Origin of the sequence: Streptomyces sp. WM6386 (genome assembly GCF_000972385.1) — a bacterium.
Lineage (GTDB): Bacteria > Actinomycetota > Actinomycetes > Streptomycetales > Streptomycetaceae > Streptomyces.
Map to the genome: position 1 here is coordinate 1 of NZ_JXTE01000077.1, position 24,384 is coordinate 24,384.

At 70.6% G+C, this 24,384-nt stretch carries 24 protein-coding genes; 13 read left to right on the forward strand and 11 right to left on the reverse strand.

The window, feature by feature from the left end:
• The 4 genes from TN53_RS34085 to TN53_RS34100 all read right to left on the reverse strand — a co-directional run.
• The coding region (locus TN53_RS34085; protein ID WP_234441766.1) for an MFS transporter at positions 1-1,294 on the reverse strand (1,294 nt) is incomplete at its 3' end.
• A complete protein-coding gene (locus tag TN53_RS34090) occupies positions 1,291-2,613 on the reverse strand; it encodes a GH1 family beta-glucosidase (RefSeq protein WP_046262652.1) in 1,323 nt (440 codons plus the stop codon). The genes TN53_RS34085 and TN53_RS34090, both read right to left, overlap by 4 nt.
• A gap of 58 nt (positions 2,614-2,671) precedes the next feature.
• Positions 2,672-2,938 carry a protealysin inhibitor emfourin gene (locus TN53_RS34095; RefSeq protein ID WP_046262653.1) on the reverse strand — a complete coding sequence of 89 codons (267 nt, stop codon included), beginning with the start codon at positions 2,936-2,938 and terminating at the stop codon, positions 2,672-2,674.
• Between the two features lie 21 nt (positions 2,939-2,959).
• The gene (locus tag TN53_RS34100) at positions 2,960-4,030 is read right to left on the reverse strand and encodes a M4 family metallopeptidase (RefSeq protein ID WP_046262683.1); all 1,071 of its coding nucleotides are present in this window, start codon (positions 4,028-4,030) and stop codon (positions 2,960-2,962) included.
• 319 nt (positions 4,031-4,349) lie between these two features.
• On the opposite strand from TN53_RS34100, the gene leuA reads away from it, so the two are divergent.
• From leuA to TN53_RS34125, 5 genes are all read left to right on the forward strand, one after another.
• Entirely contained in the window at positions 4,350-6,071 is a 1,722-nt protein-coding gene (leuA, locus tag TN53_RS34105) for a 2-isopropylmalate synthase (protein WP_046262654.1), read from the forward strand.
• A gap of 231 nt (positions 6,072-6,302) precedes the next feature.
• The gene (locus TN53_RS34110; RefSeq protein WP_046262655.1) at positions 6,303-6,998 is read left to right on the forward strand and encodes a TerB family tellurite resistance protein; all 696 of its coding nucleotides are present in this window, start codon (positions 6,303-6,305) and stop codon (positions 6,996-6,998) included.
• A 175-nt stretch (positions 6,999-7,173) separates the two neighbouring features.
• Positions 7,174-9,264, forward strand: a complete 2,091-nt coding sequence (locus TN53_RS34115; protein WP_095046884.1) for an MMPL family transporter — start codon at positions 7,174-7,176, stop codon at positions 9,262-9,264.
• A gap of 74 nt (positions 9,265-9,338) precedes the next feature.
• Positions 9,339-10,550, forward strand: a complete 1,212-nt coding sequence (locus TN53_RS34120; RefSeq protein WP_095046885.1) for a histidine kinase — start codon at positions 9,339-9,341, stop codon at positions 10,548-10,550.
• Positions 10,547-11,218 (forward strand): response regulator transcription factor, encoded by a 672-nt coding sequence (locus TN53_RS34125; protein ID WP_046262657.1) that lies wholly within the window; start codon positions 10,547-10,549, stop codon positions 11,216-11,218. Before TN53_RS34120 ends, TN53_RS34125 begins: the two co-directional genes overlap by 4 nt.
• A gap of 14 nt (positions 11,219-11,232) precedes the next feature.
• Here TN53_RS34125 and TN53_RS34130 read toward each other — a convergent pair whose 3' ends face one another.
• Positions 11,233-12,168: a dihydrodipicolinate synthase family protein gene (locus tag TN53_RS34130; protein ID WP_046262658.1), complete on the reverse strand. Its 936-nt coding sequence runs from the start codon at positions 12,166-12,168 to the stop codon at positions 11,233-11,235.
• 137 nt (positions 12,169-12,305) lie between these two features.
• On the opposite strand from TN53_RS34130, the gene TN53_RS34135 reads away from it, so the two are divergent.
• Positions 12,306-12,755: a protein-tyrosine phosphatase family protein gene (locus TN53_RS34135; protein ID WP_046262659.1), complete on the forward strand. Its 450-nt coding sequence runs from the start codon at positions 12,306-12,308 to the stop codon at positions 12,753-12,755.
• A 132-nt stretch (positions 12,756-12,887) separates the two neighbouring features.
• Here TN53_RS34135 and bla read toward each other — a convergent pair whose 3' ends face one another.
• Positions 12,888-13,754, reverse strand: coding sequence for a class A beta-lactamase (bla, locus tag TN53_RS34140; protein WP_046262660.1), 867 nt, complete (start codon positions 13,752-13,754; stop codon positions 12,888-12,890).
• 149 nt (positions 13,755-13,903) lie between these two features.
• Between bla and TN53_RS34145 the strand changes: the two genes are divergently transcribed.
• Positions 13,904-15,052 carry a hypothetical protein gene (locus tag TN53_RS34145; protein ID WP_046262661.1) on the forward strand — a complete coding sequence of 383 codons (1,149 nt, stop codon included), beginning with the start codon at positions 13,904-13,906 and terminating at the stop codon, positions 15,050-15,052.
• Here TN53_RS34145 and TN53_RS34150 read toward each other — a convergent pair.
• Positions 15,040-16,515 carry an alpha/beta hydrolase gene (locus TN53_RS34150; protein WP_046262662.1) on the reverse strand — a complete coding sequence of 492 codons (1,476 nt, stop codon included), beginning with the start codon at positions 16,513-16,515 and terminating at the stop codon, positions 15,040-15,042. The two genes, TN53_RS34145 and TN53_RS34150, sit on opposite strands and share 13 nt — an antisense overlap.
• Before the next feature lie 408 nt (positions 16,516-16,923).
• On the opposite strand from TN53_RS34150, the gene TN53_RS34155 reads away from it, so the two are divergent.
• The 5 genes from TN53_RS34155 (at position 16,924) to TN53_RS34170 (ending at position 19,550) form a co-directional block, all read left to right on the forward strand.
• Positions 16,924-17,139 carry a hypothetical protein gene (locus tag TN53_RS34155; protein WP_046262663.1) on the forward strand — a complete coding sequence of 72 codons (216 nt, stop codon included), beginning with the start codon at positions 16,924-16,926 and terminating at the stop codon, positions 17,137-17,139.
• Between the two features lie 118 nt (positions 17,140-17,257).
• Positions 17,258-17,791 (forward strand): DUF1266 domain-containing protein, encoded by a 534-nt coding sequence (locus TN53_RS34160; RefSeq protein WP_234441767.1) that lies wholly within the window; start codon positions 17,258-17,260, stop codon positions 17,789-17,791.
• Between the two features lie 27 nt (positions 17,792-17,818).
• Positions 17,819-17,932, forward strand: coding sequence for a recombination protein O N-terminal domain-containing protein (locus TN53_RS48595; protein ID WP_234441768.1), 114 nt, complete (start codon positions 17,819-17,821; stop codon positions 17,930-17,932).
• Positions 17,929-18,675 (forward strand): DNA repair protein RecO, encoded by a 747-nt coding sequence (gene recO, locus TN53_RS34165; protein ID WP_046262665.1) that lies wholly within the window; start codon positions 17,929-17,931, stop codon positions 18,673-18,675. Before TN53_RS48595 ends, recO begins: the two co-directional genes overlap by 4 nt.
• A 23-nt stretch (positions 18,676-18,698) precedes the next feature.
• Complete coding sequence (locus tag TN53_RS34170) at positions 18,699-19,550, forward strand: isoprenyl transferase (protein WP_046262666.1); 852 nt, start codon at positions 18,699-18,701, stop codon at positions 19,548-19,550.
• A 92-nt stretch (positions 19,551-19,642) separates the two neighbouring features.
• On the opposite strand, the gene TN53_RS34175 is transcribed toward TN53_RS34170, so the two are convergent.
• From TN53_RS34175 to TN53_RS34190, 4 genes are read right to left on the reverse strand one after another with little or no spacing between them, the layout of a single operon-like run.
• Positions 19,643-20,062, reverse strand: coding sequence for a Fur family transcriptional regulator (locus TN53_RS34175; protein WP_046262667.1), 420 nt, complete (start codon positions 20,060-20,062; stop codon positions 19,643-19,645).
• A gap of 59 nt (positions 20,063-20,121) precedes the next feature.
• Entirely contained in the window at positions 20,122-21,024 is a 903-nt protein-coding gene (locus TN53_RS34180; RefSeq protein WP_046262668.1) for a metal ABC transporter permease, read from the reverse strand.
• A complete protein-coding gene (locus tag TN53_RS34185) occupies positions 21,024-21,812 on the reverse strand; it encodes a metal ABC transporter ATP-binding protein (protein WP_046262669.1) in 789 nt (262 codons plus the stop codon). The genes TN53_RS34180 and TN53_RS34185 overlap by 1 nt, the downstream gene beginning before the upstream one ends.
• Complete coding sequence (locus TN53_RS34190; protein WP_046262670.1) at positions 21,809-22,771, reverse strand: zinc ABC transporter substrate-binding protein; 963 nt, start codon at positions 22,769-22,771, stop codon at positions 21,809-21,811. The genes TN53_RS34185 and TN53_RS34190 overlap by 4 nt, the downstream gene beginning before the upstream one ends.
• A 199-nt stretch (positions 22,772-22,970) precedes the next feature.
• Here TN53_RS34190 and TN53_RS34195 point away from each other — a divergent pair, with 199 nt between their 5' ends.
• A complete protein-coding gene (locus TN53_RS34195) occupies positions 22,971-24,353 on the forward strand; it encodes a glycine--tRNA ligase (protein ID WP_046262671.1) in 1,383 nt (460 codons plus the stop codon).
• The last annotated feature ends 31 nt before the right edge of the window (positions 24,354-24,384 follow it).

Below are 24,384 nucleotides of genomic sequence, written 5' to 3' on the forward strand. Positions count from 1 at the left end.
GCTTCGGGCCCCCCCGGGCCGCGGGAGCCCTTTCCCCGCCCAATTCCCCCTCCCAACCCCCCCCCTTGACCCCCCCACCCACCCCCGCCCCCGCCAGCCCGACCACCGCCGCCACCAGATACAGCACCCGGTATCCGCCCAGGTGCGTCACGATCGGTGCGGCGAGGGCGGGGGCGGCGACCTGGGGGAGGGCGTTGGCCACGTTGATGACGCCGAGGTCCTTGCCGCGGTCGCCCGCCTTCGGGAGTACGTCCGTCATCAGCGCGAAGTCGACCGACATGAACACCCCGAGGCCCACGCCCAGCAGTGCCGCCACGACGATCGCGCTAGGCCAGGTCTGCCACACGGACAGCAGGGCCGTGGCCGCCGCCATCAGCACCCCGGACCACCGCACGAACGGCTTGCGACGGCCCGACCGGTCCGACCGGACGCCGCCCACCACGACCGTGGCCAGCAGCGTCACGCTGTTCACCGCGGTCAGGATCAGCACGCCCTGCTCGGGGTCGTCGTGGTGCAGACGGTCCCGCAGGTAGTAGAGGAGGTAGAGGATCACCAGCGCGTTGCTGAGATTGATCAGGAAGCGGGTCAGCCAGGCCCAGCCGAAGTCCGGGTAGCGGCGCGGGCTCAGCCAGAACCCTCGGAAGAAGGTCCTCGCGGACCACACCGGGCGGTCCGTCACCGCCAGCCGCAGATCGTCGTACCGGAGCACGTACGGCAGTACGCCCGCCAGCGTGAACACCGCACAGGCCACGTACCCCGCCGCGATCCCGCCCGCCGCCGTCGCCAGCCCCGTACCGGCGACCGCCCCGAGGATCTGCGCCGCCCCCAGCCAGCCGCCCACCGCACCCCGCTGCAACCGCGGCACCCGGTCCGGCACCGCCGCCGTCACCGCCGCGAAGGCCGCGTTCAGGGTCAGCTGGACCAGGCACCAGCCGAGCAGCATCAGCCACAGCCCGCCCGCCCCCGCGAGCAGCAGCAGCGACAGCGCGCCGCCCGCCGCACCGGCCACGATCCACGGCGTACGGCGGCCCCGGCGGGCCGTCGTGCGGTCCGACAGCGCGCCGAAGAACGGGTTCGCGGCCAGCGACACCACCGCGCCCACGCCGGTCACCCACGCCAGCAGCGTCTCCTTGGACATTCCGGCGCCGGGCGCGAAGTCCTCCGCCTGCCGGGCCAGCAGGATCTGGAGCGGGCCGTACCAGCCCACCCAGATCGCCACGTTGGCCAGCGAGAGGGCGGCCGTCCAGCCTCGGCCGACCCTCTCGACGGGGTCCTGGAGAGCCGATGTCGTCATCTCTGGGCCCGGAGCAGCTCCTGGTACCAGCCGTACGACGACTTCGGTGTCCGGGTCAGGGTCTCGTAGTCGACGTGGACGAGCCCGAACCGCCGTGCGTACCCCTCCGCCCACTCGAAGTTGTCGAGCAGCGACCACACGAAGTACCCGCGTACGTCCACGCCAGCCGCCACCGCCTTGTGCAGCGCCCGCACATGGCCGTCGAGGTAGGCGATCCGCTCCTGGTCGTCGATCCCCTGGTAGGAGCAGCCGTTCTCGGTGATGACGACGGGCGGCAGCCGGTCGCCGTAGCGGTCACGGAAGCCGGTGAGGAGTTCCGTGAGCCCCTCGGGGACCACCGGCCAGCCGAAGTCCGTCACCGGGACGTCCTCGATCTCCTGGACGGAGAAGGGGAGTTCGGCCGGGATCGTCAGCCCGCCGAACTCGATGTCGGCGCCCTGCGGGGCGCCCACGCGGGTCGGGGCGTAGTAGTTGACGCCGTAGAAGTCGAGGGGTTCGGAGATGACCTTCAGGTCCGCCGCCACGTCTCCCGGCATCAAGTCGCCCATCCCGTCCGGGTATTCGCCCAGCAGGACCGGCTCCGCGAACAGGCGGTTCAGCAACAGGTCGTAGAACGCCGCCGCCTCCACGTCCGGCTGCTCCTGCGACGCCGCCCACGTCGGACCGTGCGAGTTGGCGATCCCGATGTCCGTCGCCCCCGCCGCGCGCAGCGCCTGGACGCCCAGGCCGTGGGCCAACAGCAGGTGGTGGGCGACCGGGAGTGCGTCGAACATCAGCTGCTTGCCGGGTGCGTGGGCGCCCAACGCGTGCCCGAACAGGGTGTGTTCGGCGGGCTCGTTGATGGTGATCCACTTCTTGACACGGTCACCGAGGCGGTCGACCACGACCGACACGTACTCGGCGAATCGCGAGGCCGTGTCCCGCTCGAGCCAGCCGCCCGCCTCTTGGAAGTCCAGCGGCAGGTCCCAGTGGAAGAGGGTCGGGACGGGTCGTACGCCCGCCGCGGTCAGCTCGTCGACCAGGCGGTCGTAGAAGTCGAGACCCCCCTTGCCCAGGACCCGCGGCCAGGAGATCGAGAAGCGGTACGCGTCCACGCCGAGTCCGGCGAGGAGTGCCACGTCCTCGGGGTAGCGGTGGTAGTGGTCGACGGCGATCGCCGCCGTCGAGCCGTCCTTCACCCGTCCCGGCTCGGCCGTGAAGGCGTCCCACACGGAGGGTTCGCGCAGCTCCACCGCGCCCTCGATCTGATGGGCCGAGGTCGAGACGCCCCACAGGAAGCCGGCCGGGAAACGGGGTATCGGATGCTCTTCAGTCGCCATGCGCCGGATCATCCGTACCAGCGGTAACGGAAGTCAACGGGCAGGCGTGAACGACCGGTTACGCACCTTCCTTCAGTACCCGCGAGATCAGCTTGCGCTGCTCCTCGGTCAGCCGTGGATCGGCGGCGTACACCGTCCTGCCGTCCACGGTGATCTCGTAGGCGAAACCGTCGGGCACGCCGATGGGCGGCGTGCCCCGGCCGCCGGCGAGCGCCTTCTCGGCCAGGGTGTGCCACTCGTGGGCGTCGGGCCGTCCCGAGGTGTCCACCTCGGCATGACGCTCGATGCCCGCGAATCCACCGGTACGGCTCACTCGAATACGCATGGGACCGTGTCTAGTACGGAACTACGCCGTGCGCACCCCGACCTGCTCCCACGCCTTCAGAACGGCCTGGAGCTCCTCGCCGTCCTGGTAGCGGTCCTTGGCCGCGGCGACCGTGAGCGCGGCGAAGTCCGTGAACAGGGCGTCCTTCTTCAGCTGGCCGCCGGTCAGGACGTCGTACCAGATCTGTCCGGCCCGCTCCCAGGCGTGCCCGCCGAGGGTGGTGGCGACGATGAAGAACGCGTGGTTGGGGATGCCGGAGTTGATGTGGACTCCGCCGTTGTCGCGGCCGGTGCGGACGAAGTCGTCCATGGTCGCGGGCTGCGGGTCCTTGCCGAGGACGTCGTCGTCGTACGCCGTGCCCGGGGCCTTCATGGAGCGCAGCGCCGAGCCGGTGACGCGCGGGGCGAGCAGGCCCGCGCCGATGAGCCAGTCTGCCTCGGCGGCGGTCTGGCCGAGGGTGTGCTGCTTGATGAGGGAGCCGAAGACATCGGACATCGACTCGTTGAGCGCGCCGGACTGGCCGAAGTAGGTGAGGTTGGCCGTGTACTGCGTGACGCCGTGGGTGAGTTCGTGGCCGATGACGTCGATCGGGATGGTGAAGTCGAGGAAGATCTCGCCGTCGCCGTCGCCGAACACCATCTGCTCGCCGTTCCAGAAGGCGTTGTTGTAGTCCTCCTCGTAGTGGACGGTGGCGTCCAGCGGGAGGCCGTTCGCATCGATGGAGTCGCGTTCGTACGCCGCCAGGAACAGCTCGAAGGTGGCTCCGAGGCCGGCGTAGGCGCGGTTGACGGTGGCGTCCTTGCCGGGCTCCTCGCCCTCGGCGCGGACCTTCTTGCCGGGCAGGTCGGTGCGGTGCCGGGCGTCGTAGATGGTGCGGTGCGGTTTGCCGGCCTCGGCGCCGGCGGGCGCGGCGATGGAGGGGGCGCCGATGACCGTGGTCAGCCGGCGCTGGGTGCGCTCGAAGGCGTCGCGCTGCAGGGTCTTGCGCGCGGGGCCGGCGAGTGCGGGGTCCTCGGCCTGGGCGAGCTTGTCGAGGACGTGCGGTGGTACGACGGTGCAGAAGACGGGCTCATGGCCCCCGTGGGTCGTCATGCCCGGCACCATTGCACTGCGTTATGCCGGTGTCACTACCCGCAACCATGATTGGTGAAATATACGGACAGGGAGCGGCACGCTCCGTGACGAAGTGGTATGGCGCACTTTTTGTCCCTTTCGCGACCGTGGTCCCGCATACTGATACGGCGCCCCGCGTCCGAATCGGCTCGGCTAGCATGCTTCGCATCATGCGTTTCGGGCTGCTTCTTCTTAGCTGCCGCGGCGAGGGCCTGTAGTCCAGGTCGACTCCCTCCCCGCGGAGCTTGGTGTTGCGTCGTCGGCCGTCCTTCCGGACATCCTGAGGAGCCCCCGCATCATGGCGAACCGCCAGCAGCCCAGTGCCATGCCGATCCACAAGTACGGCCAGTACGACCAGGTCGACATCGCGGACCGCACCTGGCCGAACAACCGGATCACCGTCGCCCCCCGCTGGCTCTCCACGGACCTGCGCGACGGCAACCAGGCCCTGATCGACCCGATGTCGCCCGAGCGCAAGCGCCGGATGTTCGACCAGCTGGTCAAGATGGGTTACAAGGAGATCGAGGTCGGCTTCCCGGCGTCGGGCCAGACGGACTTCGATTTCGTGCGGTCGATCGTCGAGGAGCCGGGGGCGATCCCGGACGACGTCACCATCTCCGTACTGACCCAGGCCCGCGAGGACCTGATCGAGCGCACGGTGGAGTCCCTGAAGGGCGCCAAGCGCGCCACGGTTCACCTGTACAACGCCACCGCGCCCGTCTTCCGCCGCGTGGTCTTCCGCGGCTCCAAGGACGACATCAAGCAGATCGCCGTCGACGGCACCCGTCTGGTGATGGAGTACGCCGAGAAGCTGCTGGGCCCCGAGACCGAGTTCGGCTACCAGTACAGCCCGGAGATCTTCACCGACACCGAGCTGGACTTCGCGCTGGAGGTCTGCGAGGCGGTGATGGACGTCTACCAGCCCGGTCCGGGTCGCGAGATCATCCTCAACCTGCCCGCCACGGTGGAGCGTTCGACCCCGTCCACGCACGCGGACCGCTTCGAGTGGATGAGCCGCAACATCTCCCGCCGCGAGCACGTCGTCATCTCCGTCCACCCGCACAACGACCGCGGCACCGCCGTCGCCGCCGCCGAGCTGGCCCTGATGGCCGGCGCCGACCGCGTCGAGGGCTGCCTGTTCGGCCAGGGCGAGCGCACCGGCAACGTCGACCTGGTCACCCTGGGCATGAACCTCTTCTCCCAGGGCGTCGACCCGCAGATCGACTTCTCCGACATCGACGAGATCCGTCGCACGTGGGAGTACTGCAACCAGATGGAGGTCCACCCGCGCCACCCGTACGTGGGCGACCTGGTCTACACGTCCTTCTCCGGCTCCCACCAGGACGCCATCAAGAAGGGCTTCGACGCGATGGAGGCCGACGCGGCGGCCAAGGGCGTCACCGTCGACGACATCGAGTGGGCGGTCCCGTATCTGCCGATCGACCCGAAGGACGTCGGCCGCTCCTACGAGGCGGTCATCCGGGTCAACTCGCAGTCCGGCAAGGGCGGTATCGCGTACGTCCTGAAGAACGACCACAAGCTGGACCTGCCGCGCCGGATGCAGATCGAGTTCTCCAAGCTCATCCAGGCCAAGACGGACGCCGAGGGCGGCGAAGTGACCGGGTCCGACATCTGGGAGACCTTCCGGGACGAATACCTGCCGAACCCCGAGAACCCGTGGGGCCGTATCCAGGTCAAGAACAACCAGTCGACCACCGACACCGACGGCGTGGACACGCTGAAGGTGGAGGCCACGGTGGATGGTCAGGACACCGTCCTGACCGGCTCCGGGAACGGTCCGATCTCGGCCTTCTTCGACGCGCTGCAGTCCGTCGGGATCGACGTGCGCCTGCTGGACTACCAGGAGCACACGATGAGCGAGGGTGCCTCCGCGCAGGCCGCCTCCTACATCGAATGCGCGATCGACGGCAAGATTCTGTGGGGGATCGGCATCGATGCGAACACGACACGTGCTTCGCTGAAGGCGGTCGTGTCCGCCGTCAATCGGGCCGCCCGCTGATGAAGGGTCGTTGATCGGCTGCGGCGCCGTCGTGGCTGGTCGCGCAGTTCCCCGCGCCCCTGAGGTGTGCCCCGCTCGCCGTTTCTTGGTGAGCGGGGCACGTCTGTTTCTGGCCACCCGCCTGTGCAGGTCACGGGAAGGTCTCGTCAGGGGTGCTGACTCCGGGTCCGTGATGTGGCTAACATCACGCCAGCACGGCGATGTTGCCGTGCCGTTACGCGGAGGTGCGACGTGCTGCCAGGACGGGGACGAAACGGCCAGGCCGTCAGGGCTGCGCGCCTGCTGGGCACCCGCACCGCGTGGACGCCTGTGGGCGACGGGGAGTTCTTCTGCCCCGGCTGCGGCGGCGACCGCAACTACCAGCGGCTGACCGGCAGGCGCCGCTTCACCCTCCTCGGCATGCCCGTGCTGCCGCGCGGCGAGACCGGCCCGGTGGTGGAGTGCGCCGCCTGCAAGCGCCACTTCGGCACCGACGTCCTCGACCACCCGACCACCACCCGCTTCTCCGCGATGCTTCGTGACGCCGTCCACACCATCGCCCTCGCGGTGCTCGCCGCGGGCGGCACCTGCTCCCGTACGGCACTGGAGGCCGCCGCGTGCGCGGTCCGTGCCGCCGGTTTCGACGACTGCACGGAGGACCAGCTCGGGGCGCTGGTCGAGGCACTGGCCGCCGACACGGGGCGGGTCTTCGGCGAGCCCTGCGGGGCAGGCCTGGCCATAGAGCTCCACGAGGCGCTGGACCCGCTGGCCCCGCACCTCGCCCCCGCAGGCCGTGAGTCGATCCTCCTCCAGGGCGCACGGATCGCCCTCGCCGACGGGCCCTACACCCCCGCGGAGCGGGACGCCCTCGCGACGGTCGGCGCCGCGCTCACCATCTGCGCGGACGATGTGACGCGGCTGCTGGTGGCGGCGCGCACCCCGTCGTAGCAGGCGGGCGGTGCCATCGTCGTCGTACAACCGCCGTTACTCCCCAGGGAGTATCGGCATCTGAAGGACGCCCTGCGCAGTAACCCCCAACTCGCCCTGCCGCCCGACGAATCGGCCCCCGGCCGCCGGGAGTCTGGAACCGAACCAGACATCCGACCGAGGGGAGGCCCGACTCATGGGGGCCGCAACGACAACCATCCGGGGACGGCGTGCCGTGCCCTGGCTCGTGCTCGGGCTGTGGATCGCCGTGCTGGCGCTCACCTCGCCGTTCGCGTCGAAGCTCTCGGACGTGCAGCGCGACCGGGCCGTCGACTATCTGCCGGTGAGCGCCGACTCCACCCAGGTCGCCAAGATCCAGGACCGGTTGCCGGGCGGTGAGACGACCCAGATGGTCGTCGTCTACCACCGCGACGGCGGACTGACCGCGGCGGACCGGGCGACGGCCGCCGGCCAGATCGGCGAGATCGCGAACGCGCACCCGCTCGCCGTGCTGCCCGAGGGCGTCCCGTCCAAGGACGGCACCACCCTGATGTACCCGGTGGCCAGCACCGAGCCGGGCACGGACGAGGACAAGCGCGACCAACTCGTGGGCGACGTAAGGGACATCGCCAAGAGCGAGGACGGCCTGAGCGTCGAGGTCGGTGGGGAGGGCGCGCTCGCTACGGACGCCTCCGCGGTCTACAACTCGCTCGACGGGCCCCTGCTCTACACCACCGCCGCCGTCGTGGCGCTCCTGCTGATCCTCATCTACCGCAGCCCGTTCCTGTGGCTGGTGCCGCTCGCCGTCGCGGGCATCGCCGACTATCTGTCCATGGGGGTCGCCTACGGGCTGAACCAGGGGTTCGGGACGTCCGTGTCCGGCCAGAGCTCCGGCATCATGACGATCCTCGTGTTCGGCGCGGGCACCGACTACGCGCTGCTGCTCGTCTCCCGCTACCGCGAGGAGCTGCGGCGCATCGAGCGGCCCTACGACGCGATGGCCGCCGCGCTGAAGGGCTGTGGACCGGCGGTGCTCGCCTCCTCCGGGACGGTCGCCGTGGGCCTGTTCTGCCTGCTCGCCGCCGATCTCAACTCCAGCCGCGGCATGGGTCCGTTGGGCACGGTCGGCATCCTGTGCGCGCTGGCCGCCATGATGACCCTGCTGCCCGCGATCCTCGTCCTGCTCGGCCGCCGCGTCTTCTGGCCGCTGGTGCCGCGCTACGGCAGCACGCCCAAGGTCCGCCGGTCGCTGTTCGCCGCGATGGGCAGCTCCGCCGGGCGCCGGCCGCTGACGGTGCTCGCGGGCGGCGCGGTACTGCTCGGCGCGCTGGCGCTCGGGGCACTGAACCTCCCCGGCAGCCTCAAGCAGGAGGACTCCTTCACCAGCAAGCCCGAGGCGGTCGCCGCCATGCAGACCCTGGGGAAGGCCTATCCGGAGCGCGGCACCCAGCCGATCTCCGTCATCGCCCCCACCGACCGCGCCGACGCGGTCCTGGCCGAGGCCCGGGACACCCCGGGCGTCGACAGCGCGACCCGCGGCCGCAGCGGCGACGGCTGGACCGAGATCGCCGTCACCGCCGGCTCCGCACCCCAGTCGGCGGGGGAGACCGCCACCATCAAGGAGCTGCGCGACCGGCTCGACGGCTCCTACGTGGGCGGCCCCAGCGCCGAGCAGCTCGACCTGAAGGACACCAACGCCCGGGACCGTCTGGTCGTCGTACCGCTCGTCCTCGCCTCCGTGCTGCTGATCCTGATCGCCCTGCTGCGCTCGGTCGTCGCGCCGCTGATCCTGGTGGCGGCCGTGGTCGCGGTGTGGGGCGCGGCGCTCGGCATCGGCGGACTGGTCTTCGGCCCGGTCTTCGGCTTCGAGGGCACGGACCCGGGACTCGGCCTGCTGTCCTTCGTCTTCCTGGTCGCCCTGGGCGTCGACTACGGCATCTTCCTGATGCACCGCATGCGCGAGGAGTCCCTGAAGGGCACCGAACCGGCGCAGGCCGCGTTGATCGCCCTGCGCACGACCGGCGGGGTCATCGCCTCGGCGGGCCTGGTCCTGGCGGCGACGTTCGCGGTGCTCACCAGCATGCCGATGGTGCAGCTCGTGGAGCTGGGCTTCGTCATCGCGGTCGGCGTGCTCCTTGACACCTTCCTGGTCCGCACCTACCTGGTCACCAGCGCGAGCGTGGCGCTGCGGCGCAAGGTGTGGTGGCCGGGCGCGCTGTCGAGGGAACCGGCGGCGGAGAGCGGGGAGTTGCCGGAGCCGGTCACGGAGCCCGTGGGGGTGCGCTGAACCGGACGCGGGACAGTCGGCCGGACCTCCGGGCTCACGCCCAGGGGGTCCGGCCCCGGGCCGGATCGGCGAGGATGGAGCACGTGGTGACCACCCAGGAGCAACTAGCCCACCCCGGCAGGCGGCTCGCCCGGCCCGTCCGGCGCGACTGGCTGTTCGCGGTGGCGGTCGGTCTGGCGTCGATCCCGCTGGCGTTCGTGGCACAGGGCGACGACGCGCACACGCCGGACACCGTCGGCTGGACGCTGTTCGGCCTCTCGGCGCTGACGCTCGCCTGGCGGCGGCACTACCCGATGGGGGTGCTCCTGGCGCTCATCGTCGTGGAGGGCACCTACCACTCACTGGGGAACGCCCACTCCGGGCTGATCGCGGTGACGATGGTCGCCATCTACTCGCTCGCGGTGGCCGGGCCGCGGCGCCGGACCCTGGCCGTGGTGCCGACCCTGCTCGTCCTCAGCGTGATCATGCTGACCACCATCAACCCGGACCGGGGCATCGAGCTGATGCGTATCTCCGGCTGGATCCTGGCGTGCGCGATCACCGGCGAGGCGGTCCGGGTACACCGCAACTACATCGCCGCCATCGTCGAACGCGCGGAACGCGCCGAACGCACCCGCGAGGAGGAGGCACGGCGCCGCGTGGCGGAGGAACGCCTGCGGATCGCCCGGGACCTGCACGACCTGCTCGCCCACAGCATCACCCTGATCGGCGTGCAGACCTCGGTGGCCGCGCACGTACTGTCCACGGCCCCCGAACGCCTCGACCGCGAGACGGTCGCCAAGGCGCTGGAGGACATCGCGGAGACGTGCCGTTCGGCGCGCGGGGAGTTGCGTACGACGCTGGAGGTGCTGCGCGAACAGGGCGCCGTCGGGGAGGTCCGCGGCCCGCTGCCCGGCCTCGACGGCCTGTCCGACCTCGTGGAGACGGCCCGGCTGACAGGAGCGCGGGTGGAGCCGACGGTACGGATCCGGGAGGCGCCGCCCGCCGTCGGCGCGGCGGCCTACCGCATCGTCCAGGAGGCCCTGACCAACGCGGTCCGGCACGCGGGACCCGAACCGGCGATCTCCGTCGAGCTCTACGAGGATCAGGGCGCCCTGCGGCTGTCGGTGACCGACGACGGCACGGGCCCGGTGGCCGGTTCCGAAGGCGCCGGCTTCGGGCTCGTCGGGATGCGGGAGAGGGCCCGCAGCGTCGGTGGCACACTCGACGCGGGGCCGCGGCCGGAGGGCGGTTTCGCGGTGACGGCCGTACTGCCGTTGACGACTGCGCTGGAGAGGGCCGTATGACGATCCGTGTACTGCTTGCCGACGACCAGACCCTCGTACGGGCCGCGTTCGCGATGCTCGTCGAGTCGGCGCGGGACATGGAGGTGGTGGGGGAGGCGGCGACCGGCAGGGAGGCGGTGGAACTGGCGCGGCGCTCGGCGCCCGACCTCGTCGTCATGGACATCCGGATGCCCGAGCTCGACGGCATCGAGGCGACCCGGCTGATCGCGGCGGACGAGGCACTGGCCGGGGTGAAGGTGCTGGTCCTGACGACGTACGACACCGACGAGTACATCGTCGAGGCGTTGCGTGCGGGCGCGTCGGGGTTCCTGGTGAAGGACACCAGACCAGCGGAGCTCCTGGACGCGATCCGTACGGTGACGGCGGGCGAGTCGCTGTTGTCACCGGGTCCGACGGCCCGCCTGATCGCCCGGCTGCTGAGCCACCCACCGGCGTCGGCACCGGCGCTCTCGGGTGGTCCGGAGTGCCTGTCGGAACGGGAGCGTGAGGTGCTCGTGCTGGTCGGGCGGGGACTCAACAACGCCGAGATCGCCGAGGCGCTGGGGTTGAGTCCGTTGACGGCGAAGACCCATGTCAGCCGGATCATGGGCAAGTTGGGGGCGCGCGACCGGGCGCAGTTGGTGATCGTGGCGTACGAGTCGGGGATGGTCACGCCCGGGGGTGTGTAGCCCCCGGTGGCCTCCTACGACAACCCCGCCGCCGCCAGGAACTTCCCCACCCTCTCGACCTCCTCCTCCGACAGCCCCACCTGAGGCTCGGCGGTCACCGGGCAGTCGATGACCCCCCGCAGATACAACGCCGCCTTGAACGCCCCCAACGCCGAGGACGAACCCCCCATCCGCCCCGCGTCCCCCACCCGCACCATCCCGAACAACGCACACAACCGCTCCTGCTCCACCCGGGCCCCCTCCCAGTCCCCCGCCCGGCACAGCCGATGGAGCCGCACATACCCCTCCGGATCGACATTCGCGAGCCCCGGTACCGCCCCGTCCGCGCCCACCCGGAGCGCCGCGTCCACGATGAGCTCGGAGCCCGTCAGCACGCTGAAGCCGTGGATGCCACCCCGGGTCCTGGCGCCGACGACCACCTCGCGGAACGCGCCCAGGTCCCCGCTGGAGTCCTTGAGGCCGGCCAGCACGCCCTCGGCGGCGAGGTCGAGTACCAGCTCGCCGGGCAGCTTGGTGTGGACGGCGCTCGGGAGGTCGTAGGCGAGGACCGGGACCGGGCTCGCCGCGGCGATCAGACGGTAGTGGCGGGCGATCTCAGCCGGGTGGGTGGCCGTGTAGAAGGGGGAGATCACGACCACCGCGTCCGCGCCCGCCGCCGTCACCGCGGCCACGTGGTCCAGGACCCGTGGCGTCGTCATGTCGATCGCGCCCGCCAGGACCGGGAGTTGGCCACCCACATGACCCGTCACCGTCTCCACCACCGACCGGCGCTGCGCGTCCGTCAGATACGCCGCCTCCGACGACGTGCCGAGCACGAACAGCCCGTGCACCCCGGCCCCCACCAGATGGTCGACCAGACGGAGCAGCGACGGGATGTCCACCTCGCGGGACGGTGTCAGAGGGGTGCAGACGGGCGGGACGACACCGGTCAGCGGGGCTGGGATCGTCATCGGGGCTCCCTGGGGTCGCGGCTCGGCGTACCCGCACAGTGTGCCGCGCGGCACGGGTGGTGATGAGGGCCTCCGCGTCGGCGGTAGGCGGTGGCGAACGACATCCAAGGGTGAGCGGTGCGTGGTCGAATGGGGCCATGGACCAGTGGGACGTGAACTCCGCGGGCGTCATGCGACTGCCCTCCGGCAGGCTCGTGCGGGGCCGCGGACTCAGGTACCCGCTCGGACCGGAGGCGCCGACCCCGTCGTACGCCCTCTACCTCCTGGGCCACCAACCGCCCGCGGTCCCCAGGGAGTTCCACTGGCTCCGCTGGCCCGACTTCCGCCTCCCGGCGGACCGGCCGGCCGCTCGCGCGGCGCTGGGCGAGGCCTGGGAGCGGGCCGCGGGCGAACGCGTCGAGGTGGCCTGCGGGGGCGGACGCGGGCGTACGGGGACGGCGCTGGCCTGTCTCGCGGTCCTGGACGGCGTACCGGCGGAGGAGGCCGTCGGGTATGTGCGGGCGCACTATGACCGGCGGGCGGTGGAGACGCCGTGGCAGCGGCGGTATGTGCGGCGGTTCTCAGGGGTGGCGGGCGCGGAGGCGTAGGCTGCCGGACTTCCGCGGAGCCGGCGCTGCTCGACGCTGCGGATGCGGGCCTCGATGCCGCACCTGGCGGCGGGCCTCCCGGTCGAACCGGTGGCCCACCGCGTCGGCAGTGCTTTCCCGTCGGCCGAGCCGTCAACCAAGCGTCTCCGCAAGCGCCTTGGCCGTGTCGGCGACCAGCAGGTCGTCGCGGGCGGCGGACTGCTCCGGCATCGTCGTCAGGACGGCCAGCACGAGTGGGGTGCCCTCCGGCGTCCAGGCGATGCCCACGTTGTTGTTGGTGCCGTAGGAACCGCCGCCCGTCTTGTCGGCGACCGTCCACGTCTTGGGCAGCCCGGCGCGCAGCCGGGTCCCGCTCGTGGTGTTGTTCAGCAGCCAGTGCGTGAGAAGCTCGCGGTCGCGACGGTTCAGGGCGTCGCCGAGGACCAGTCGGCCGTACGTCCGGCCGATCGCGTAGGGGCTCGTCGTGTCCGTGATCCGCCAGGGCTCCGCCGAGTTGAGCTCGGTCTCCCAGCGGTCCAGGCGGGTCACCCGGTCGCCGAGGGAGCGGGCGAAGCGGGTGATGGCGGTGGGCCCGCCGAGCTCACGCAGCAGGAGGTTGCCGGCGCCGTTGTCGCTGAAGGTGATGGCGACCTCGGCGAGTTCGGCGACCGTCATACCGTCGGCCAGGTGCTCGCGGGTCTTGTCGGAGCCCTCCTTGGGCAGATCGGCGTCCGTGTAGTGGATCCGGCGGGACAGGAACTCGCCGTCGCGGTCCAGATCGCGCAGTACGGCCGCGGAAGCCAGGGTCTTGAACAGCGAGCACATCGGGAACAGTTCGTCCGCGCGGTGCCGGACGGTCCGGCCGGTGCCGAGGTTGCGGGCGAACACGCCCAGACGGGCGCCGTGTCGCTGCTCCAGCTCGCGGAGGCGTTCGGAGACCCGGGAGGTGGTGGCGTGCGCGGGGGCGGCCGCCACGAGAGTGGCGGCAGAGGCGGCGAGAAGGGTACGTCGGGCTAAGATCGCGCTCTCCTTCGTTCGGTGGACGCGCCTTTGTCAGGCGGGCGTGGACGATCTCCTCAGTAGATCGACGCCGGAACGCATTCCTTGGTTGCGGGGCCGTAGACCATCGGCGGACGGCGGGGCGGGCGCGGGCTCGCCACAGTGGCCGTATGGAGAAGACCAAGGGGATCAACCGGGCACAGTTCCTGGCCGCAGCGGCGGCGGTCGGGATGGCGGGGGCGGTGCTGCCCGCGGGCGGGGCCGGGGCGGTCGGGCGGGGTGAGGCCGTCGGCCGGGGTGGGCTGACCCGTCGGGGTGTCGTCTACACCCTCGTCGCCGGTGAGACGCCGGCGACCGCGTGGAGCGCCGACCGGATGCGGGCGGACCTCCGCGCTATCCGCGACGACCTGCACGCCGACACCGTCGACGTCACCGGCGACGGCGTCGAACGCCTCACCGCCACCGCCGCCGAGGCGGCGGAGCTCGGACTGCACATCTGGCTCCAGCCCACCCTCGGCGACGTCCCGGAACGGGACATCCTCGACCACCTCGCCGAGACCGGCCGGTTCGCGGAGCGGCTGCGTCGGCAGGGCGCGAGCGTCGAGTTCAGCGTGGGCTGCGAGTTCTGGCTGTTCGTGCCCGGGATCATCCCGGGGGACACGGTCTTCGAGCGCATCGAGAACCTCCAGAACGGCACCGTCGACTGGGCGCAGATGCAGCGCCGCCTGGCCCGCTTCACGGCGAAGGCGGCGGCGCTCGGCCGTAAGGTCTTCCACGGCCGGCTGAGCTACGCCTCCGCCCCGGAGATCGACCACGTCGACTGGAACCTCTTCGACGTGGTGGGCATCGACTACTACTCGTACTTCCCGCAACGAAAGGACTACGTACGGGAGTTGAAGCAGCATCTGCGCCGGGGCAAGCCCGTCGCCATCACCGAGTTCGGCACCTGCGCCTACCGTGGCGCCCCCGAGGCGGGTGGCATGGGCTGGGACATCGTCGACTACGGCAAGACACCGCCGGAGATCAAGGGAGACCCGCCTCCGGTCCGCAGCGAACGCACCCAGGCGGCCTACCTGCTCGACCTGCTGGCCGTCTTCGAGTCGATGAACCTGTACGCGGCGATGGTGTTCGAGTTCCTCACCGCGGACGCCCCGCACCGCCCCGACGACCCCCGCCATGACCTCGACATGGCGAGCTACGGCATCGCCAAGGCGATCCAGGACCGCCCCGGCGACCCGGACACGGGCTGGCACCGAGAGCCGAAGGAGGCTTTCCACGCGGTGGCCCGTGCCTACCGCAGGGCAGGTCAGCGGCAGTAGGTGTCGGCGGCGGGACGCTCACCGGTGGCGAGGAACCTCGACACGGTCTCGTCCCCGCACGCGTTGCCGTTGCGGAGATAGGAGCCGTGGCCCGTGGAGTTCACGGTGACCATGACAGCGCGCCGGCCGAGGGCCTCGCGGAGCTTCAGGGCGCCGCTCACGGGGGTGGCGACGTCCCGTTCGTTCTGCACGAGCAGGATGTTCGACGGCCCTCGGTCGGTGACGCGGACCGGCGGCTCCTTCGGCGTGTAGGGCCAGGCAGCGCAGACCATCGCGTTGCGCGGCATGCCGGCGGTCAGCGGGTACTTGATCCGGCTCTCGGCAACACCCTTCTCGTACACCGCCGTTGAGGTGGGCCACGCGACGTCGTTGCAGAGGGTCCCGGCGCCGACGGCGGTGACGTTCTGCAGCGCCGCGTCGGGCGGCGAGGCGGGCGCGGGCGGCAGGGTGCCGCTCTCGGCGGCCGGCATCAGCGCGGCCAGAGCGGGGAAGTTGTCCGGATCGTAGAGGGTGTCCAGCATGGTCTGGCGCAGGACGTTGCCGTTCAGCTCCTCGGGGTTGGCGCCGGGCCAGGGGATCGGCTCCCGGTCGAGCCGTTCGGCCAGCCGCAGGAACAGCGGCCGCACCTCGGCGGCCGTATCGGCGAGACGGTACTGATTCCCGGGCTCCGCGGCCCACTTGGCGAACTCCGGGAAGGTGTCCTCGACACCCTGCTCGTGCCCGGCGAGCCAGGCCCTGGAGACCTTCTTCGGGTCGGGGTCGTCATTGCTGTCCAGCACGAACCGGTCCGTGCGCGCCGGGAACAACTGGGCGTAGACGGAGCCGACGTACGTCCCGTACGACACTCCCCACGCGGAGATCTTCCGCTCGCCCAGCGCGGTCCGCAGCCGGTCCAGGTCGCGGGCCTCGTTACGGGTGCTGAGGTGCTGGATGAGCTCACCGCCGTTCGCCGCGCAGGCGTCCGCCATCCGCCGGGCGGTGGCCATGTTGCCGTCGACGGACCCGTCCGCGGCGGGCCACGGCCGCAGCTTGGAGAGCGCGAGGTCCCCGTGCTCCAGCCCGCAGTCGACGGATGTGGAGGGCGCGAGCCCACGAGGCGCGAACCCGATGAGATCGTAGGCGTCCCGCACCTCCTGCGGCAGCTTCTGCCCCTTGTTCGAGGGGTCGTTGAGGCTCGACCCACCCGGACCGCCGGGGATCAGGAACAGTGCCCCACGCCGGGCGTCCGGGTTCTCGCTCGGAATCCGTGAGACGGCGATCTCGATCTTCCGGCCGCCCGGGTGGGTGTAGTCCATGGGCACCTCAAGGGTGGCGCACTGCTGACGGGGGTCGAGGGTTGAGCCGGCGCACTTCTTCCAGTCGAGGGTGGGCGCCTGCTCCACCGCGACGGCCAGCGGAGTGACCATCCCGAGGGCGACGGCGGTGACGGCTACGAGGGCGGCGTTGCGCTTGATCTGCGTCATGGGACCGAGCCTCGCCGATCTTCTTCGAGACCCCCATCCGGTCAACTACCGTGTTGATCGGGGGGTTTACCCCAGTGGTGTCTGGACTCGCAGTTCCCGTGAACTCGAATGCGCTCGAATGAAGTCGAACCAATCCGCGTGGCGTAGGGCGGCGATATCCGCCGCATAATTCCCCTACCGCCTTCCCGCCGCGGGCTTTCCTGCTCGAACTGCCCCATATAAAGGCCGTATACGAAAGCCCGCAGGTCAGGTGAACCCTTGGCCACGGCTCAACGCCCCTGTGCCACCCCACCCTTGGCGTGCACAGACTCCTGCCGAGTGTAGGAGCACAGCGTGGCGCCGTAGGTGAAAAGCGTGAAACTCGAAAAGGCGGGGGATCCAGCTGACGGTGACGAAAGAGGAGCGGAAATGAAACCCCCCGTCGGAAGCCACGTCGTGGACACCCGGAGCGGAAAGGTCGGCATCGTCATGGGACACGAAGGACCGTACGTACAACTCAGACCGTACGGCGGCGGAAAGGAGTGGGACGCGGCCCCGGACACCGTCCGCCGGGCCACCCCCGCCGAGCGGCTCAGCGCGGCGAACGCGTACGCCAACGCCCGCAGCCGGGGCGAGGTGCCTTGACGCCGGTGTCGTAGGGTGCGGGCGCATGGGCCTGTGGAGCATACGCAGATGGACGAGAGCGAGGCGGAAGGCCACCGACCGTCCCCCCGCGCCGCCGCTCACCACGCACCAACTCTGGATGGTGTCGCTGAGCGCGCCCGTGAGCCGGGACCGGGGCGCCTCGCGGACCACCCTGTACCCGTTCACGCGGACCGACGACGACGGTGCCCGGCGCTGGCTGGCCGAGCAGTGGGAGATCACCTCGCGGGACGAGCTGGCCGACCGGCTCGACGAGCTGGCCCGCTCCGGATACCGGGCCCGGGCCCAGCGCGTCCTCGGTGTCTCCCCGCTCGCCTGGGACGCCGCCCTGTACGTCGACATCTCCCGGCGCGGTTTCGCCGGCGGGATGATCACCGAGGGCGAGGCCTGGACCGCCCTGAAGAACATCGTGCCGGCGGTGGTGTCGGCGTACGCCTCCTGGCAGGAGTACGCCGACGACTACCTGCTGGGCCGCAAGGTGTGGAAGGACGGGCTGGACGGCACCCCCGACGCCCCCGCCCCGCAGACGACCGCCGACGCCCACCTCCGCGCCCTCCTCGACCCCGCCAACAGGGACAGCCCCTGGAACCTGGCCCCGTGGGACACCATCAGCCACCCGGACCGTGCCCGCTGACCCCCGCGCGTACGGGAGAATGGACCCATGAGCCTGTTCCGCGACGACGGCATCGTGCTGCGCACCCAGAGGCTGGGTGAGGCGGACCGGATCACGCCGCGCGCACCCAGGGAACGCACCACCCCGGGAGCCGCCCGATGAGCCTCTTCCGTGACGACGGCGTCGTGCTGCGCACCCAGAAACTCGGCGAAGCCGACCGCATCATCACCCTGCTCACCCGCGGTCACGGACGGGTACGGGCCGTGGCCCGCGGTGTCCGGCGCACCAAGTCCAAGTTCGGGGCGCGGCTCGAACCCTTCTCCCACGTCGACGTGCAGTTCTTCGCGCGCGGCAGCGAGCTGGTCGGGCGCGCGCTGCCGCTGTGCACCCAGAGCGAGACCATCGCGCCGTACGGCGGCGGCATCGTCAGCGACTACGCGCGGTACACCGCCGGGACGGCCATGCTGGAGACGGCCGAGCGGTTCACCGACCACGAGGGCGAGCCGGCCGTACAGCAGTACCTACTGCTCGTCGGCGCCCTGCGGACGCTCTCCCGGGGCGAGCACGCCCCGAACCTGGTGCTCGACGCCTTCCTGCTGCGCTCCCTCGCCGTCAACGGGTACGCCCCGAGCTTCAGCGGCTGCGCCAAGTGCGGTCTGCCCGGGCCGAACCGGTTCTTCTCGGTCGGTTCGGGCGGTTCCGTCTGCGTGGACTGCCGGGTGCCGGGGAGCGTCGTACCCTCGCCGCAGACCCTGGAACTCCTCGGCGCGCTGCTTACGGGAGACTGGGAGACCGCGGACGCGAGCGAGCCGCGGCACGTCCGGGAGGGCAGCGGGCTGGTCTCCGCCTACCTGCACTGGCATCTGGAACGCGGGCTCCGCTCGCTGCGTTACGTAGAGAAGTAAGCCGAAGAGGAATCGAGAAGCACATGGTGGTAGGCCGGCTGTTGGGGCGCCAGCGCCGCGAGTACAAGTCGCCGGAGCCGCACCCGTCCGGCGCCCGTGCGCCGAAGCTGCCCGGCGAGCTCGTCCCCAAGCATGTGGCGATCGTCATGGACGGGAACGGCCGATGGGCCAAGGAGCGCGGGCTGCCGCGCACCGAGGGTCACAAGGTCGGTGCCGAGCGCGTTCTCGACGTGCTTCAGGGCGGGGTCGAGATCGGCGTCGGCGCCATCTCGCTGTACGCCTTCTCCACCGAGAACTGGAAGCGCTCGCCCGACGAGGTGCGCTTCCTGATGAACTTCAACCGTGACTTCATCCGCAAGACCCGTGACACCCTCGACGAGCTCGGTATCCGGGTGCGCTGGGTGGGCCGGATGCCCAAGCTGTGGAAGTCGGTCGCCAAGGAGCTCCAGATCGCCCAGGAGCAGACCAAGGACAACGACAAGCTCACCCTGTACTTCTGCATGAACTACGGCGGCCGTGCCGAGATCGCCGACGCCGCGCAGGCCCTCGCCGAGGACGTCCGGGCCGGGCGCCTCGACCCGTCGAAGGTGACCGAGAAGACCTTCGCGAAGTACCTCTACTACCCGGACATGCCGGACGTGGACCTGTTCCTGCGCCCCAGTGGCGAGCAGCGCACCTCCAACTACCTGCTGTGGCAGAGCGCGTACGCCGAGATGGTCTTCCAGGACGTCCTGTGGCCGGACTTCGACCGCCGCGACCTGTGGCGGGCGTGTGTGGAGTTCGCCTCCCGGGACCGCCGCTTCGGTGGCGCGATCCCGAACGAGGAACTCCGGGCCATGCAGGGAAGGACTCCCGACCAGGGGGCCACCCCGTAGCCGCCGCGCGTTCCCCCGGGCCGTCGACGCTGCGGGAGACCACCCACGGTCTCCCGCGCGTTGAAACGGGGCCGCGGTGGAATCCGCTCGGGTCACCCCCCGGCGCGCCCCGCGCAGTCCGCGCATGTGCCGAAGATCTCGACCGTGTGCGCCACATTGACGTAGCCGTGCTCCGCCGCGATCGCCTCGGCCCACTTCTCCACCGCCGGGCCCTCGACCTCGACGGCCTTGCCGCACACCCGGCACACCAGGTGGTGGTGGTGGTCGCCGGTGGAGCAGCGGCGGTAGACGGACTCGCCGTCGGAGGTGCGCAGGACGTCGACCTCGCCCGCGTCGGCGAGGTTCTGGAGCGTGCGGTAGACCGTGGTCAGGCCGACCGAGTCGCCCTTGTGCTTGAGCATGTCGTGGAGTTCCTGCGCACTGCGGAACTCGTCGACCTCGTCGAGCGCCGCCGCCACGGCGGCCCGCTGTCGGGTCGCGCGGCCCTTGACGGGCGGTCCAGCGGTCGTCACCGGTTGCCTCCTCACGTCTGCACTTGCCGGGCCATTGTGCCAGCCCGGTCTGTGCGGAGTCAGACGCCGACCTTCCCGGTCGCCTCCCGGCCGGCCGGAATCGTGCACTCCGCCGGGTCGCCGCCGGGCTGCGCCGCGGCCGCCTGACGGGCTCGGCGCCGGGCGAGCGGGGTCGCCAGCACGGTCAGCACGATGAACGCGCCGATGGTCAGCAGCACGATCGTCGCGCCGGGCGGGACGTCCTGGTAGTACGACGTCACCGTGCCCCCGATGGTCACGCTGACGCCGATGGCCACGGCGATCGCGAAGGTCGCCGCGAAGCTGCGGGTGAGCTGCTGCGCCGCCGCCACGGGCACCACCATCAGGGCCGACACCAGGAGCAGGCCGACCACACGCATGGCCACCGTCACGGTCACGGCCGCCGTGATCGCGGTCAGCAGGTTCAGGGCGCGCACCGGCAGGCCCGTGACGCGCGCGAACTCCTCGTCCTGGCTGACCGCGAAGAGCTGCCGGCGCAGGCCCAGGGTGACCAACACCACGAAGGCGGCGAGCACACAGATCGCGGTCACATCGTCCTGCGAGACCGTCGAGAGCGACCCGAACAGATAGGAAGTCAGGTTCGCGTTGGAGCCCGTCGGCGCGAGGTTGATGAACATCACGCCGCCGGCCATGCCGCCGTAGAAGAGCATCGCGAGGGCGATGTCGCCGCGGGTGCGGCCGAACCAGCGGATCAGCTCCATGAGGACCGCGCCGAGGACCGACACGATCGTCGCCGTCCACACCGGCGACCAGGAGAGCAGGAAGCCGAGGCCGACGCCGGTCATCGCGACGTGGCCGATACCGTCGCCCATGAGGGCCTGGCGGCGCTGGACCAGGTAGATGCCGATCGCGGGGGCCGTGATGCCGACGAGGACGGCGGCGAGCAGAGCCCGTTGCATGAAGGCGTAGTTCAGGAATTCCATCAGCTCAGCAGTCCCGTCCGGATCGGTTCGGCGTCGTGAGCCGCGTGCGGGTGTACGTGGTCGTGGCCGGGCAGCGCGTGCTGGCCGACGGCCTTCGGGGGCGGGCCGTCGTGCATCACGCAGCCGTCGCGCAGGACGACCGCGCGGTCGATCAGCGGCTCCAGGGGGCCCAGTTCATGGAGGACGAGGAGGACGGTCGCCCCCTGTGCCACCTGCTCGCGCAGGGTCCGCGCCAGCACCTCCTGGCTGGCCAGGTCGACGCCCGCCATCGGCTCGTCCATGATCAGCAGTTCGGGGTCGGAGGCCAGTGCGCGGGCGATGAGTACGCGCTGGTGCTGGCCGCCGGAGAGGGCGTTCACGGAGTCCTTGGCGCGGTCCGCCATGCCGACCAGCTCCAGGGCGTGGCGTACGGCCGCGTGGTCGGCCTTGCGCAGCATGCCGAAGCGGGCCCGGGAGAGGCGGCCGGAGGCGACGATCTCGGTCACGGTGGCGGGCACGCCGCCCGCGGCCGTGGTGCGCTGCGGGACGTAGCCCACGCGCGCCCAGTCGCGGAACCGGCGGCGCGGGGTGCCGAACAGCTCGATCTCGCCGGCCGCGACCGGCACCTGGCCGATGACGCTGCGCACGGCCGTGGACTTGCCCGAGCCGTTGGCGCCGAGCAGCGCGACGACCTCACCGCGGTGCACGGTGAGGTCGATGCCGCGCAGGACGGGACGTGAGCCCAGGTCGGCGCGGACACCACGCATCGATATGACGGGCTCGGTCACAAGGGCCTCCGGGATGCTCATTTGGCGCCTAGAGCCTTCTGCAGCGCCGAGAGGTTGGACTCCATGACCTGGAAGTAGTCGTCGCCCTTGGACTTGTCGGTGATCCCCTCGAGCGGGTCGAGGACGTCCGTCTTCAGTCCCGCGTCCTGGGCGAGGGTCTTCGCGGTCTTGTCGGACACCAGTGTCTCGTAGAACACGGTGGTCACACCGTCGGCCTTGGCCTCGGTCTGGAGCTCCTTGATCCGGGCCGGGCTGGGCTCGCTCTCCGGGTCCAGGCCGGAGATGGCCTCCTGGGTGAGGCCGTAGCGCTCGGCGAGGTAGCCGAAGGCGGCGTGGTTGGTGAAGAAGACCTTGGTCGCGCTGTTCTTCAGCCCGTCCTCGTACGCGGTGTCGAGGGCGTCGAGCTTCTTCGTCAGCGCGGCGGCGTTCTTCTTGTAGTCGGCCGCGTGGTCGGGGTCGGCCTTCTCGAAGGCCTTGGCGACGCCCTCGGCGACCTCACGGTACTTCACCGGGTCGAGCCAGAGGTGCGGGTCGAGGGCGTGCTCCTCCTCTTCCCCGGCGGGCTCTTCCTCGGCGGCTCCGTGCTCGTGCTCGACGTCGCCGTGGTCCTCCAGCTTGGTCAGCGAGGCCGCGTCGATCTTCGTCTTGACCCCGGACTGGGAGACGGCCTCGTCGACGGCCGGCTGGAGGCTCTTGAGGTAGAGCACGGCGTCCGCCTCGCCCAGCTCGGCGGTCTGCTTGGTGCTGAGCTCCAGGTCGTGCGGTTCCTGACCGGGCTCGGTGAGCGTGGTGACGTTCACGTGGTCCCCGCCGATCTGCTGGGCGAGGTACTGCATCGGGTAGAACGACGCGACGACGTCGAACTTGTCCGTGTCGCCGGCCGCGGCGCTGTCGGTCGAGCAGGCGGACAGGGCGCCGAGACCGAGAGCGGTGACGGCCGCGATCGCGATCCCGGATATGTGGTGTCGTCGTACGTTCATGACAGTCATTTTCAACAAATATGGAAACGGTTGTCAACAAAGCGTGGTAGGAGGCCCGCGAGGGCCCGTAGACCGAACCGATTTGATTGAGGGGCAGGCCCCGCCGGTAACCTGAAGCATTCGCTCTGAAGCACTGCTCGATCGCACCGTTCGATCGCAGAGATGCTTCGTCGCCCGTCGTCGTAATGAAGAGAGCACCGTGGCCGCCGACAAGATCGACACCATCGTCAGCCTGAGCAAGCGCCGTGGCTTCGTATTCCCCTGCAGTGAGATCTACGGCGGCCAGAAGGCCGCCTGGGACTACGGACCGCTGGGTGTCGAGCTCAAGGAGAACCTGAAGCGCCAGTGGTGGCGCTACATGGTGACCTCGCGCGAGGACGTCGTCGGTATCGACTCGTCCGTGATCCTGGCCCCCGAGGTCTGGGTGGCCTCCGGCCACGTCGCCACGTTCTCCGACCCGCTGACCGAGTGCACCTCCTGCCACAAGCGGTTCCGCGCGGACCACCTGGAGGAGGAGTACGAGGCCAAGAAGGGCCGCCTCCCGGAGAACGGCCTCGCGGACATCAACTGCCCGCACTGCGGCAACAAGGGCCAGTTCACCGAGCCCAAGCAGTTCTCGGGTCTGCTCTCCACGCACCTCGGCCCGACGCAGGACACCGGCTCGGTCGCGTACCTGCGCCCCGAGACCGCGCAGGGCATCTTCACCAACTTCTCCCAGGTGCAGACCACTTCGCGCAAGAAGCCCCCGTTCGGCATCGCGCAGATGGGCAAGTCCTTCCGCAACGAGATCACGCCCGGCAACTTCATCTTCCGCACCCGCGAGTTCGAGCAGATGGAGATGGAGTTCTTCGTCAAGCCGGGCGAGGACGAGAAGTGGCAGGAGTACTGGATGGAGCAGCGCTGGAACTGGTACACCGGTCTCGGCATGCGCGAGGAGAACATGCGGTGGTTCGAGCACCCGCAGGAGAAGCTCTCCCACTACTCCAAGCGCACCGCTGACATCGAGTACCGCTTCCAGTTCGGCGGCAACGAGTGGGGCGAGCTCGAAGGTGTGGCCAACCGCACCGACTACGACCTCAACGCGCACTCCAAGGCCTCCGGCCAGGACCTCTTCTTCTACGACCAGGAAGCCCAGGAGCGCTGGACGCCGTACGTCATCGAGCCCGCGGCCGGTGTCGGCCGCGCGATGCTGGCGTTCCTCCTCGACGCCTACGTCGAGGACGAGGCCCCCAACGCCAAGGGCAAGCTGGAGAAGCGCACCGTGCTGCGCCTGGATCACCGGCTGGCCCCGGTGAAGGTCGCGGTGCTGCCGCTGTCCCGCAACCCGGAGCTGTCGCCGAAGGCCAAGGGCCTGGCCCAGACGCTGCGTCAGAACTGGAACATCGAGTTCGACGACGCCGGCGCCATCGGCCGCCGCTACCGTCGCCAGGACGAGATCGGTACGCCGTTCTGCGTCACGGTCGACTTCGACACGCTCGAGGACAACGCGGTCACCGTCCGCGAGCGTGACTCGATGAAGCAGGAGCGCGTGTCGCTGGACCAGATCGAGGGCTACCTGGCGAGCCGGCTGATCGGCTGCTGACGCCGTTCGCGGTCTCGCTCGACCGCGCTCG